This window comes from Saccharibacillus sp. WB 17 (genome assembly GCF_008634075.2).
In the GTDB taxonomy this organism is placed as follows: Bacteria; Bacillota; Bacilli; order Paenibacillales; family Paenibacillaceae; genus Saccharibacillus; species Saccharibacillus brassicae.
In genome coordinates this window covers 1-13696 of sequence record NZ_VPFK02000022.1, presented here as the reverse complement: position 1 = coordinate 13696, position 13696 = coordinate 1, and the positions used below count along the sequence as shown (strand labels likewise).

Sequence of the window (13696 nt, the reverse complement as noted above, 5' to 3'; positions counted from 1 at the left end):
TTTTTGCGCTTGCTATTGATCGAAAGCGAGCCGGCGGATCGCCGCCGTCATCGCATTCGTGTCGAGGCCGCCGAGATTGCCGAGCAGCACGACGACGGTCCCGTCGCTAAGGCCGCGCCGCAGGCCGGTCGTATAGCCGTTGCCGCCGCCGTTATGGAACACGACTTTGTCGGCGCCTTCGCCTTCGGTCATCCAGCCGTAGCCGTAATTTTTGTACGGCGTCGGCGTGTACATGGCATCCATCGTCGCTTCGGACAACAGCTTGCCCGCGCTCAGCGAATCGGCCCAGATCAGCATGTCGTCGAGCGTCGAATACAGGCTGCCCGTGCCGGAAGGCGAGAAATAATACTCGTCGACGCTTTTCCACGCCTTCTCCTGCCAATCGTACGTGTAGCCGGTCGGAATCTTCGTCTGGCGCGTCGCCGTACCGCTGTTCTTCATGCCAAGCGGTTCGAGAATTTGCGACTGGACGAATTCGGGATAACTCATGCCGGACGTCTCTTCAATGATGTAAGCGAGCAGCACGTAGCCGCTGTTGCTGTACATATAATCGGTGCCGGGCACGAACTTGAGCGGGCTGGCCTGGATCTCTTTGACCGTCTCCGCAAGCGGGGTGCCTTCTTTGCGCTCGAAATTGAGCGCGATGCCGGACGTATGCGACAGCAGCATCCCGATCGTAATCTCGTCGCCGCGCGGATAACCGGGAATATGCTGCGCCAGCGTGTCGTCGACGCTCAGCTTGCCTTCTTCGGCCAGCTTCATGACGGAAGCGGCGGTGAACGTTTTGGTCAGCGAGCCGAGCCGCATAAGGTCGGTCGGCCGAACGAGTGTCGAAGCCGAAGAGACGCCGTACGCTTTGCGCATTTTGACGCTGCCGTTTTGGGCGACGAGCACGCTGCCCGAGAAATTTTGCGTTTTCAAAAAAGCGTCGACGGGCTCCATGCCGGGATCGACCTGCGTATGCGTATCCGTCGTCAGCGACAGCTTCAGCGTGCCCGGGCCGGATACCGGCGCGACGTCCGCTTTGAGCGGTTCGGTCAGCCCGCGCAGCGGCACGGTCAAAATGCCGTCCACGTAGCGCGTCGTGCCCGGCATGCGCAGGGCGAAGCCGTTGATCGAGACCGTATCGGAGCCCGGACGGTAGAGCAGTTCGTCGCCGTTGAGCGTCACGATCGCGGCGCGCTGGACTTTGTCCCATGTGACCTGTGCCCCGAGCGACACGGCGCCTTCGCGTACCGGCACGTACGTCAGCGAACGGTACGTGTAGACGCTCGGCCCCCACCGGGCCGGCTGTCCGTCGATCTCGGCCGAAATAGCCGTTCGGCCTGCGGCCGCCGGAAGAGAGGCGGCTCCGGCAGCGCCCGCCGCGTCCGCCGACTGCGCCGGCAGCGTGCCGCCGACTATGGCCAGCGCCAGGCCGGCGCTCAGCGCGGCGCGGCTCCAGGCGAAGCTTTTTTTCCATTCGAATATCATGTGCTTGAATCCCCCTCGTGTTCTCTGCCCGCCAAGGCGGATCGTCTACCTATGTATACCGCGCAGGCGGCGAATAGTTGTGCGCGGCGGAAACGGAAAGTCATCTAATTAACTATACTTTATATAGTATGTTATTTTTTGACGTATGTTTACGAATTTGATATGATAGAGGTATCAGAACGATAAATTTATTACGCGCACGGCGCTGTTCCTAACGAATCGCGCTTGAGAGGGGAACCCATATATGCTTAAGATCGGCATGCTCGACCAATCCACCATCACCGAAGGCTCCGGCCCGAGAGAAGCGCTTCAGGCGACGACCGCGCTCGCCAAGGAAGCCGACCGGCTCGGCTTCAGCCGCTTCTGGGTGTCGGAACACCACAGTTCCAAAGCGCTCGCCCATTCCAGCCCGGAAGTGCTGATCGCGCATCTGGCGGCCAACACTTCGCGTATCCGGCTCGGCTCCGGCGGCATCATGCTGCCCCATTACAGCGCTTATAAAGTCGCGGAGAACTTCCGCCTGCTCGAAGCGCTGTACCCGAACCGGATCGATCTCGGCGTAGGCCGCGCGCCGGGCGGACGCCCGCTGTCTACCCGCGCCCTGCAGGAAGGCCATTACCACGGCGCCGATCCGTATCCGCAGCAGATCATCGACCTGATCGCTTACCTGAACGACGCCGTCCCGGCCGATCACCGCTTCGCCGGGCTTAGCGTGTCGCCTTCGGTCGACAGCGTGCCGCAGCTGTGGCTGCTCGGCTCAAGCGGCGGCACCGCGCGCCTGGCGGCCCAGACCGGCGCGTCGTACGCGTTCGCGCAGTTCTTCGGCACGCCGGGCGGACGCGAAGCGACCGAGTTCTACCACGACAACTTCGAGCCGTCGCTGATGGCTCCGAAGCCGAAATCGCTTGCCGCGATTACCGTCGTCTGCGCGGACACCCAGGAAGAAGCGGAGCGCCTCGCTTCGAGTTCCGACCTGTTCTTCCTCGCCATGTACAAAGGCATGGAACTGCCGTACCTGCCGTCGGTGCAGACGGCGATGGATTATCCGTACACGCCGTACGACCGCGAACAGATCGCCGCAACGCGCGCTTACCGCGTCGTCGGCACGCAGGACGTCGTGAAGAAGCGCCTGCTGGAGCTGGCGGAAGAGTATCATACCGACGAGCTGATGATCGTCTCTTCGGTCCATGATCTCGACGCGCGGATCAAGTCGGTCCGCCTCGTCGCGGAAGCGATGGAACTGAGCGGCCAGACTCAACAGCCCGAAGCGCAGGGCAGCCGCTAACGAAGCGTCGGCCGTCCGAGACGGCCGCAGCCCTTCCGTTCGCGCACTTGGCCGGCCCGGCAGCTGCGCAAGCGGACGCCGAACCCGGCTGCACGCACAAGCCCGGCTCTCTGCCCAGAGCGAACCGGGCTGCCCCCGCATAATGAAAAAAGAGGTTCCCTCCACGGAGGGAACCTCTTTTTGGCCTGAGCGGCGATAGCTGCGCGGTCTGCCCTGCCTGACGGCCTTGATCGGCAGCCTGGATCGACGGCCTCGATCGCAGCATGCACGACGTACGCCGCCGTGCGCCAAACGCAGCCGGTCCGCGGCCCAAGCGGCCCGACCTTGATCCGAACGGCCGCGGCGGATCAGTCCCGCGTCAGCTGCGACGAACCGGCGATGCCCGGCTTCGTCATCTCGAACGGATTCAGGATGATATCCAGTTCTTCTTCGCTCAGTACGTTGTGCATCAGGCACAGATCGCGCACGGAACGGCCGGTCGTCATCGCTTCGCGGGCGATACGGGCACAGATTTCGTAGCCCAGATACGGGCTGAGCGCCGTAATGACGCCGACGCTGCGTTCGACATACTCCGCGCAGTTCGCTTCGTTCGCTTCGATGCCGTCGATGCAGTGCGTGCGGAACACGGTCAGCGCCTGGTTCATGATGCTGATCGATTGCAGCAGATTGAACACGAGCACCGGTTCCATGACGTTCAGCTCCAGCTGTCCGGCTTCGGACGCGAGCGAAATCGTGTGGTCGTTGCCGATGACCTGGAAAGCGGTCTGGTTGACCACTTCGCACATGACCGGATTGACTTTGCCCGGCATGATTGACGAACCCGGCTGGCGCTCCGGCAGCTTGAGCTCGGCCAGGCCCGCGCGCGGACCGGAAGCCAGCAGACGGATATCGTTGGCGATTTTGGACAGGTTAATCATGCAAATCTTCAGCGCGCCGGACAATTCCGTGTACGCGTCCGTATTTTGCGTCGCGTCGACGAGGTCTTCGGCGTGGCGCAGCGGCATGGCACTGATCTCGGCCAGCTTGATCACGACCGCGTCCATGTAGGATACGTCCGCGTTCAATCCGGTGCCGATCGCCGTCGCGCCCATATTGACTTCGTGCAGCAGTTCTTTGGAACGGCGAACCCGGTGCAGGTCGCGGCCCAGCACGCGCGCATAAGCGGCGAATTCCTGGCCCAGCCGGATCGGCACCGCGTCCTGCAGATGCGTGCGGCCCATTTTGATCACATGGTCGAACTCGCGCGCCTTGTTCTCGAACGAGCGCTGAAGGCGCTCCATCGTGTCTTCGAGCTTCTCGACGAGCGACAGCGCGGCGATATGGATCGCGGTCGGAAACACGTCGTTCGTCGACTGCGCCATATTGACGTGCACGTTCGGATTGAGATGGAAATAATCGCCTTTGGCTTTGCCCATCAGCTCAAGCGCCCGGTTCGCGATGACCTCGTTGGCGTTCATGTTGATCGACGTGCCCGCGCCGCCCTGAATCGGATCGACGATGAACTGCCCGTCCCAGATCCCGTCCATCACTTCGCCCGCCGCCTCGACGATCGGCGCGCCGAGATGCGGCTGCAAACGCCCCACTTCCATGTTCGCGAGCGCGGCCGCTTTTTTGACGATGCCGAGCGCGCGGATCATCGACTCGTGAATCCGGTAGCCCGTAATCGGGAAGTTTTCGATCGCCCTCATCGTCTGTACGCCGTAGTACGCGTCGGCGGGAACCTGCTTGGCTCCCAGGAAGTCTTTTTCGATCCGAAACTGCGGTTGCATCTTTTTCCGTCCTTTCCAAACTGCTTATTTGGTGAAGCCCGATGTTGCGTTTTCCGCCATACTGTATATTTATCGGGAATTTCCAGTTTTGCATTTAGCGGTAGGCGTGCTTTCGTTCAATGCGCTTTCTGCGCAAACGTGACGGTCGGCTCGGCCGACACTTCGACGTTGCCCTGCAGCGCCCGCGTAATCATGCACGAACTTTCGGCTTTGCGGGCCAGGCGTTCCGCTTTGGCCAGCGTTTCTTCGCTCTGCCCGCCGGCCAGCACGAGCAGCGGACGGTGCGTGATCGAGCGGTATGTGAAAATGTTGTTCGTCACGTCCACGACACCTTCCGCGTCCAGCGTGAGGCTCTCCACTTCGATCGAAGAGCGTTCGAGCATGGCCGCAAGCGTAATGATGTAGCAGGTCGCCGCCGCGCCGAGCAGCATCTCGTCCGGATTGGTGCCGACGCCCGGTCCGCCCATCGGCTCGGGAATCGAAATGTCCGTTTGCAGCTGTCCGCTTTCGATCCGGCCGGTGCTGTTGCGCCCGCCGTTCCAGTCCGCTTTGAGCCGGAAAATATGATTCATGCGAAAGTCTCTCCCTTGTCACTCAGAATGGCTTCCACTTCAGTATACGCCAATCCGTGCGCTTCGGCGACCGCCCGGTACGTCACATGGCCCGCGCATGTGTTGATCCCTTTGGCGATCGCGGGGTTGTCCCGCGCGGCTTCCCGGAAGCCTTTGTTCGCAATCTGCAGGCCGTACGGCGTCGTCACCATGTTCAGCGCAAGCGTCGACGTGCGGGCGACCGCGCCCGGCATGTTCGCGACCGCGTAATGCAGCACGCCGTGCTTGACGTACACGGGATCGTCGTGCGTCGTGATCCGGTCGATCGTCTCGATCGAACCGCCCTGGTCGATCGCCACGTCGACGATGACCGAACCGGCATCCATCGTCCGCACCATCTCTTCGGTGACGAGCTTGGGCGCGCGCGCTCCCGGAATAAGCACCGCGCCCACGAGCAGGTCGGCGCGGGCGACAGCCGTCTCCAGATTGTGCTTGTCCGACATGAGCGTCTTGAGCCGGCCCGCGAACTGGTCGTCCAGCCGCCGCAGCCGGTCCGCGTTGATATCGAGCAGCGTCACGTCCGCGCCGAGCCCGATCGCCATCTTCGCCGCGTTGACGCCGACCGTGCCGCCGCCGACGATCGTGACCCTGCCCGGCTCCACGCCCGGCACGCCGCCGAGCAGCACGCCTTTGCCGCCGGACGATTTTTCCAGAAAATGAGCGCCGATCTGGATCGACATCCGGCCCGCGACTTCGCTCATCGGCGTCAGCAGCGGCAGGCTTCCGTCCGGAAGCTGGATCGTCTCGTACGCGATACCGGTGACGCACGTGTCCGCCAGGGCGCGGGTCAACTCCGGTTCCGGAGCCAAATGCAGATACGTGTACAATATCAGCCCCGCGCGGAAAAAACCGTATTCGGCCGGCAGCGGCTCCTTGATCTTGACGACCATCTCGGCCGCCCACGCTTCCGCCGCGTCGGCTGCGATCGCAGCTCCGACCGCCGTATACTCTTCGTCCGAAAACCCGATGCCGAGTCCCGCTCCGCTCTGCACCCGGACCTCGTGTCCTTCGGCGATGTACGCTTTGGCGGAAGCCGGGGTCATGCCGACCCGATACTCGTTGTTCTTGATCTCTTTCGGTACGCCGATGATCATGCCGTATCCCTCCCGTTTGCCCGCTTTTTCCAAGTGGGTAAAGTTCCCAATTCCATCTTAACATGCCCGAATCCAAAAGAAATGGTCCTTTTTCCGGCGTTTTTTGACCGAAAGATCTATCACGTCTTGCTATGTATGCGCTAACCGGATTAGAATGTGTAGAAATACGCTTTTAATCCTGTTTCGAAATAACGCGTTGCAGCGGCTGAAGGACCGATCCTGTTCGCCGGCTTTTGCCGCTCTCGCCCCCTGTTTTGAAAATGGATAGCCGCGCAAAGGAGACTATGCAGACATGAATGAAACATTGGAACAGCTGCGGGCCAGCGTCGACGGAATCGATTCCCAACTTCTCGACCTGCTCAGCAAACGCGCCGAACTGGTACACCAGATCGGCCAAGTCAAAGAAAACCAGGGCGTGCCCAAATTCGAACCGGAACGCGAAAAAGAAATTCTCGACCGCGTTACCGGCCTGAACAAAGGTCCGTTCTCGGACAGCACAGTGAAGCATCTGTTCAAGGAAATCTTCAAAGCGTCGCTGAACATCCAGCAGGAAGAGCATAAGCGCCAACTGCTCGTCAGCCGCAAGAAGCGTCCGGAAGACACGATCGTCCGTTTCAAAGGCGTCGAAGTCGGCGGACCGAGCCCGATTCTCGTGGCGGGTCCCTGCTCGATCGAATCGCGCGAACAGCTGCGTACGGTCGCCAAAGCGCTCAAGGAATCCGGCGTAACGGTTATGCGCGGCGGCGCATTCAAGCCGAGAACGTCCCCGTACGATTTCCAGGGTATGGGCCTCGACGGCCTGAAGCTGCTGAAGGAAGTCGCGGACGAGTTCGGTCTGGCGACGATCAGCGAGATCGTGCATCCTTCGCATATCGAAATCGCGGCCGATTACATCGACGTGATCCAGATCGGTGCGCGCAACATGCACAACTTCGAACTGCTCAAGGAAGTGGGCGGCGCGAAAATTCCGGTTCTGCTCAAGCGCGGCCTGTCCGCGACGCTGGACGAGTTCGTGCACGCGGCCGAGTACATCATGGTCAGCGGCAACGAGCAGATCATGCTGATCGAACGCGGTATTCGTACTTATGAAAAAGCGACCCGCAACACGCTCGACATCTCGGCCGTTCCGCTGCTCAAGCAGGAAACGCATCTGCCGGTCATGGTCGACGTGACGCATTCCACGGGCCGCAAAGACATCATGCTTCCGTGTGCCAAAGCGGCGCTTGCCGCCGGCGCGGACGGCATCATGATCGAAGTGCATCCGGACCCGCAAACGGCGCTGTCGGATGCCGGGCAGCAGCTCGACATTCCGCAGTTCGGCGTATTCTGGGACGGCCTGAGAAACTCCGGCCTGTTCGGTCCCCGCACGTAACACGCACAAAGCCCCGCGGCTTGAACCGCGGGGCTTTTTTTGCGTGCTGCGGCATAAAAGCGCGCAAGACTGTCCTCGCCGTTCACGATTCCAGCGGGCTGCCGACTTCGCCCATAAACACGATCAGCCCGGTCGCCTGTTCGGTAATCGCGAAGAAGAACGGGCGGTTGAACTTCAATTCGAACGGCGGTTCCGGCGCCGGAGCGGCTCCCGCCCGGGCAATGCCGGTCACGGCTGCCGCTTCGACGCCTTCTTCGTCGACTTCGATAAACGTCTTGTGCACGAGGCTGCCGACAGGCCGGCCCTGCTCGGCCGAGATGCCGCCGAAATCGGCCTGCGCCGGATCGAAAGCCGCGCGCAGGCCGAGCCGTTGCAGCACCCGGTTCAGCGCAAACGCGCTTTCGACCTTGAACCTGGGCAGCTCGACCGTGCCGGGCGTCGACTTGAAGCTTCCGCTCCGCAGGGCGAAGCCGGCCGGCGTAAGCGCCTTATGCTGTTGCAGCGAATGACCCGGAGCCGGAAGGATCAACGTCATCGCATAAGCCCCGCGATCTCCGTAAGGCAGCCGGACCGCCTGTGAATCGCCGTGCTCACAGTAGGCGAATCTCCCCTGCCGCCGCATCGTCGGCACTTCGATCTGCGCGCCGTCCGCCGTGCGAAACGGAAAAGGCTGCGTCAGGCGCGGATCGAACGGCTCCGACCAGGAGCCTTTTAAATACAGCGCATTGGCCAGATAGAATGACAGGCCGCGCAGCGCAGCGGCATCGGCCAACTGCACGATTTTGCCGTGCGTCGACTTCGACACCCAGTCGTTGATCGCAAGCGCCGCGTCGGGCGAGTCGAAATCGACCGCGCCGACCTGCGCGTCGTAATCCCGCCGCAGCGCTTCGGCAAACGCCGCATAAGGCGGATCGCTTTCGCGGTTCCACAGCGAATTGGCGATCTCGAACCGGACCGACGGATCGGCGGCGAGCAGCGCATCCTGCAGCCTGCGCTGGCTTGCGCCGAGCCGCTCGCTACCGAGCGCATGCCCATGAAGCAGGCGGTCGATTTCGTCCGCCGTCGAGCCGCGCGCGCCTTCGCGCAGCATCGACACGGCGAACGCGATGCCCGCCGGCGACACCATCCGGTTGGGCGGCGCGTTCGAAGCGCCGGCGCCGCCCGGGCCGTCCATCGATTCGTACAGCTCGAACGCCCATTCGTTCAGCGCCCGGGCGAAACGCCGGTCCGCGGCCTGGAGCGAATCCCCGCTGCCGCTTCCCGCGGCGGGCTGCCGGGGTCCGTTCATTTCGTTCATTTCGTTTATCGCGTTCGGAACGTTCTTCTCGTCCATTTTATACGCCTCCTTGTGCACGATCGCTTTTCCCTATGAACGCGCGCCGCGCAGAAAAGGTTGCCGGAACAGGAAAAGCCGGGCAGGCGCGCAGAGCAAAAAGCGTCCCGCTTCGATCCGAAGACCGGGCGGGACGCTTGATTCAGGCAAAGCTTGGGTGGCGCAACATTCTATCCGCGTTCAAGGGTCGACACGCCGATCCGGCTCAGGCCGAATTCAACTGCGGGTCGCGCATCAGCTGCGCGTCGAATCCGAACGTTTGCGGTCGGGCCGCAGACGGTCGTCGTTCAGCACGCGTTCGATCTCGTGCGCCGACACCGGCTTGGCGATAAACTCGTCCATGCCGCCTTCCAGGCAGCGCTGGATGTCTTCTTTGCGCACGAGTGAACTGACGCCGACGATCAGCGGCACGCGGCCCGGCGGAAGCTGGGTCCGAATCTGCGCTGCCGCTTCGATGCCGTTGATGTCGGGCAGCTGGACGTCCATGAAGATCAGGTCGTACGAGCCTGTCAGGGCGAGCCGGATCGCCTGTTCGCCGCTGTCGGCCAGATCCGCGCCGCAGCCGAACCGGGCCAGCATCGCCAGCAGCACTTTACGGTTCACCGGATGGTCTTCGACGACGAGAATGCGCAGGTTCGACAGCGCTTCGGCTTCCGCGGACAAAGGCATGTTCTCGGGCAGAGGCGTCCTGCGCTCTTGGGCGTCGATCTGCCGGGCGAAACGCTCTTCTTCTTCCTGCGGAAGCAGGAAACGCAGCAGGAAGCGGAACGTAGCGCCTTCCCCTTCCTCGCTGTCCACCGAGATCGTGCCGCCCATCAGCTCGACCAATTTGTGGCTGATCGACAAGCCGAGCCCCGTACCTCCGTATTTGCGGTTCAGAATCGGGTGCAGCTGGGAGAACGGCTGGAACAGCCGGTGCTGCTTGGCACGCGCGATGCCGATACCCGTGTCGGCTACCGCGAACTCGATCCAGATCTCGTTCGGCGCGCGGAACGCTTTGGGCGACACGCTTACTGTCACGCTGCCGCTATCGGTGAACTTGATCGCGTTGCCGACCAGATTGATGAGCACCTGGCGCAGCCGCTCGCTGTCGGCCATAACGATCTCGGGTAGCGGATGCATGCTCTCGTCGGCGTCGTACTTGAGTTCCAGCTCTTTTTCCGCCGCGCGGGGCGCAAACAGCTGCAGCACGCCGCTTAGCACTTCGCTCAGCTCGACCGGTTCCGGCGCGATTTCCATGCGGCCGGCTTCGATTTTGCTGATATCCAAAATTTCGTTCAGAATCTTGAGCAGCGCGTAGCTGCTCTCGTGGATGATCTCGATATACTGCCGCTGTTCGCCCTGCATCTCGCTGTCGCGCAGCAGGTCGGTCATGCCGATAATGCCGTTCATCGGCGTCCGCAGTTCGTGGCTGACGATAGACAGGAATTCGGATTTCGCACGATCGGCCTGTTCGGCCGATTCTTTGGCCCGGATAATTTCTTTCTCTCCGGTAACGTCGCGGAAGACGAGTACCGCGCCCCGGCGCTCCCCGCGGTCCGAGATCGGCGTCACCTGATACGAGACGAGGAAACTGCCACCGTCTTTGCGCCAGAAAACGGCTTCCGGATGCGTCTGCGTCACGCCCGATTCGAGCGCGTCCAGCAGCGTCGTTCCTCCGGTATCGTAAGCGCTGCCCTGCGTTTGCGCCTGCCGCATCATCTCTTTGTAGGAAAGCCCCGCCACTTCCGTTCCTTCGTAACCGAGCATCGCAGCGGCCGCCGGATTGGCGAACATGACCCGGCCGTCCGCGCCGAAGCCGACGATGCCTTCCGATACCGTATTGAGCAGCAGCGAATGCTGATAGCTCAGTTCTTCGATCTGCGCGATATACTGCTTGCGTTCCGTAATGTCCGTGATGATGGCGTAGACGCCTTCCTGCTTCTGTTCCGAGTCGATCGGCACGAACGCAATGCTGATATGGCGCAGCTGACCGTCCCGACGGTAAAAGCACGTCTCGAATATCGAAGATTTGCCTTTTCTCGCTTTCATGAAATGTTCGCCCGACAGCTTCGCGTATTCCTTGGGCTGCAGCATGCCGACGCTGAGCCGCAGCAGCTGTTCCAGCGTGTAGCCGCTCATTTCTTCCATCGCCGGATTGGCCGACCGCAGCCGCCCTTTCATGTCCATCGAGATAATGCCCGCATTATGGTTCAGGAACAGCGACCGGTAGCGGCTCTCGCTGCTGCGCAGTTTTTCTTCGGTCCGTACCCGCTGCGTTACGTCCTGCACGATTCCGATCACCTGCAGCGGTTCGCCCGTCATGCTGTCCCTCGACACCTGCCAGATGCCGTAAATGGTCTTCTCCTGGCCTCCCGGCAGCACGATGCGATACGTCATCTCCCCGTCTTCGCCGCTGCTCACGGCAGCACGAATCCGCCTTGCGACCTTCGTGCGGTCTTCGGGATGGATCACGCCTACGAACGAATCCGTACCGGATTCGACCGGCTCGATCGCATAGTCGAAAATCTCGCGCATCTCCCGGGAAAAAACGAGCTGGTTCTGCGGCACGTCCCAGTACCACGAACCGATATTCGCCAACTGCTGCGCTTTTTCCAGCACGATGTCGTTCATCTTGCGCTCGGTCACGTCCCGGGCGATAACGAGCACCCGGCTGACTTCCCCGTTCGAATCGTGCAGCAGCCGGAATGACGTGTCGACCCAGCGCACGCTGCCGTCTTTGTGCAGCACCCGGCGTTCGAACGATTTGTTTTCCGCAAACAATGTATTTTCGATTTTCATTTTCGTCGCGTCTCCGGAATGGTAATACTCCGTACGGTTCTGTCCCAGCATCTCTTCGGGCGTGTAGCCGAGCGTTCGTTCGACGGAAGGCGAGACGTAGAGCAGCGTGCCGTCCGGTTTGCTGAACGAGATCATGTCGGGAATATTTTGCGTGATCAGGCGATAAATTTCGCGCGTATGGTCGCTCGGCTGCATAGGGTGAAGTTGGCGGTCCGAGACGTCGTCCATATAGACCACGATAGGCGCGTCGTCGCCTTCCTCGGGCAGTTCGCATTGGATCTCGATCCAGACAGACTCGCCGCCGCGGCGGGCCAGACGGATCTCGACCGGTCCGAACGTCCGGGGCTCGGACAGCCATGAATCCAACGAATCGATCATATCGAGCGCGATGTCGGGGTCTGTGCGAAGCAGCCGATGGTAACCTTCTCCCAGCAGTTCGTCCGCTTCCAGACCGAAAAGCCGATGCATTGCCGGGTTCGAACCGATGCATCGGCCGTCCGCAGTCAGCAGCAGAATGCCGGTCGCCATTTTATTATAAATTCTTGCATAAGCGGATAAGTTGGGCACTTGAGGCACAGTCAATGTCATTCTCCTTTAAAAAAAACGTTCTCTCTCTAAAACCTTATCCTTATGATTTACCCAAAACGCACAGCTTTCTATCCGGATCGGGCCGGGCAAAATCAAATAAATCGGGGTCACGGCCCGGTCAAACAAAAGGCAACTCATCGATATAAAGGATAGCACAATTTTCCGGTCTGTTTCTCCTCAAAGCATTTTGATCTATCGTTTTAATTTTTTTGTAGAAAAATGTCGTTTTTTTGTTTCCTTTACGTAAAAATTCGCTATAGTTAAGTCCATAGAAATAAGGATGACCGTCGACGCCGACGCCGTTAACCCCCGGTTATTGCGGCATTGGCCGTCCGTCCAGAAGGAGGAGCCCATGAAACGAATCAAATCTTCCGCGCCCGCAAGACCGGCCGCTTCAGATGCCGGCGCTGCGCTGTCCGCAGACCGGGGAGCTTATGTCCCGACCGCGACCGAAGAACAAATCTCCATGCTTCCGCTCCAATACGTGCCGCCGCTCATACGCGAGATGAACGAGTCGGCCAAACGCAAATGGGCGCAGACGCTTCAATTTCCGTTCGCGCGCCGCAGCACCCGCAAGTGGCCGGAGGCGCTGTTCGCCAAGTCGATGCTCGATCTGCTCGCCCAGGCCCGAAGCAGTCTGGAGCTGCGCGGCAAGCTGTGTTCGGCTCTGCTGCCGGAGCTGCGCCCGCTGCTGACGGCCGAAAATCCGGCGTTCAGCCCGGAACGGTTCGACGAAGATCCCGGGAGCTGGACGCAGAAGTACGGCAAATGGCATCTGTATTGGGCGCTGTATTTCCACGCGTCCGCGCAGGGCGAATCTTCCGGCGCCGAAGCGGCGCAGCGGTGCCTGGAACGGCTCGCTTCCAGCGAAGTCCCTTCTTCCCCGCCGGCGACGAGCGACTTCGAAGTTCGGGAAGCCCGGCCGGAATCCCCGGCATCGGGCAGCCGCGCCGAAGCGGCCGAACAGCGCCGGATCGACAAGCTGAACCGGCGCATCGAAGCGCTGGAACAGCGCTCCCGCAAAGACGAAGAGCGGGCGCGTCTCGCGGAAAAAGACGCGGCCGAGCTGCGCCGCGCCGCGGCCCGCGAACAAGAACGGTCCGCCCGGCTTGAGCAGGAACTCGAAGCCGAGCGGCGGCTCGTCGGCCGCCTGAACGAAGAACGCGAAGCGGCGGCCGCCAAATCGGCCGAACTGAAGCGCCAGCACAAGCAGGAGCGCAGCCGCTTCGAAGAAGAGCTGGCCGAAGCGCAACGCAGCGCCCGCGCGGCGGCGATCCGCGAAGCGCAGGCCGTCGCCGATGCCGAGCGCGACCGCGGCGCGGCGGACGATAGCGCGGTGGGCGGTGGCGGGGCGGACCGCCGCGCGGATTCCGGCGCGGCCGCACCGGAC

8 protein-coding genes and 1 pseudogene are annotated in these 13696 nt (G+C 61.5%); 3 read left to right on the top strand and 6 right to left on the bottom strand.

From position 1 onward, the window contains the following. Window positions 1-12: 12 nt before the first annotated feature. Window positions 13-1473 (bottom strand): serine hydrolase, encoded by a 1461-nt coding sequence (locus FTE24_RS11325; protein WP_150229845.1) that lies wholly within the window; start codon window positions 1471-1473, stop codon window positions 13-15. A 244-nt stretch (window positions 1474-1717) separates the two neighbouring features. On the opposite strand from FTE24_RS11325, the gene FTE24_RS11320 reads away from it, so the two are divergent. Beyond that, entirely contained in the window at window positions 1718-2758 is a 1041-nt protein-coding gene (locus FTE24_RS11320; RefSeq protein WP_141446027.1) for an LLM class flavin-dependent oxidoreductase, read from the top strand. 347 nt (window positions 2759-3105) lie between these two features. Here the strand turns inward: FTE24_RS11320 and aspA are convergent, their stop codons facing one another. From aspA to ald, 3 genes are all read right to left on the bottom strand, one after another. Next, the gene (gene aspA / locus FTE24_RS11315) at window positions 3106-4527 is read right to left on the bottom strand and encodes an aspartate ammonia-lyase (protein ID WP_150229847.1); all 1422 of its coding nucleotides are present in this window, start codon (window positions 4525-4527) and stop codon (window positions 3106-3108) included. A gap of 116 nt (window positions 4528-4643) precedes the next feature. After that, a complete protein-coding gene (locus FTE24_RS11310) occupies window positions 4644-5099 on the bottom strand; it encodes an OsmC family protein (RefSeq protein ID WP_150229848.1) in 456 nt (151 codons plus the stop codon). Further along, complete coding sequence (gene ald / locus FTE24_RS11305) at window positions 5096-6232, bottom strand: alanine dehydrogenase (protein ID WP_150229850.1); 1137 nt, start codon at window positions 6230-6232, stop codon at window positions 5096-5098. The genes FTE24_RS11310 and ald overlap by 4 nt, the downstream gene beginning before the upstream one ends. Before the next feature lie 292 nt (window positions 6233-6524). Between ald and FTE24_RS11300 the strand changes: the two genes are divergently transcribed. Next, window positions 6525-7604, top strand: a complete 1080-nt coding sequence (locus tag FTE24_RS11300; protein WP_150229852.1) for a bifunctional 3-deoxy-7-phosphoheptulonate synthase/chorismate mutase — start codon at window positions 6525-6527, stop codon at window positions 7602-7604. Between the two features lie 82 nt (window positions 7605-7686). Here FTE24_RS11300 and FTE24_RS11295 read toward each other — a convergent pair whose 3' ends face one another. Both FTE24_RS11295 and FTE24_RS11290 read right to left on the bottom strand, forming a co-directional pair. Next, window positions 7687-8937 (bottom strand): serpin family protein, encoded by a 1251-nt coding sequence (locus tag FTE24_RS11295; protein ID WP_150229854.1) that lies wholly within the window; start codon window positions 8935-8937, stop codon window positions 7687-7689. A gap of 234 nt (window positions 8938-9171) precedes the next feature. After that, window positions 9172-12294, bottom strand: a complete 3123-nt coding sequence (locus FTE24_RS11290; RefSeq protein WP_337190044.1) for a PAS domain S-box protein — start codon at window positions 12292-12294, stop codon at window positions 9172-9174. A 364-nt stretch (window positions 12295-12658) separates the two neighbouring features. Here FTE24_RS11290 and FTE24_RS11285 point away from each other — a divergent pair. Next, window positions 12659-13696 (top strand): annotated as a pseudogene (locus FTE24_RS11285) (hypothetical protein); the annotation flags it as partial.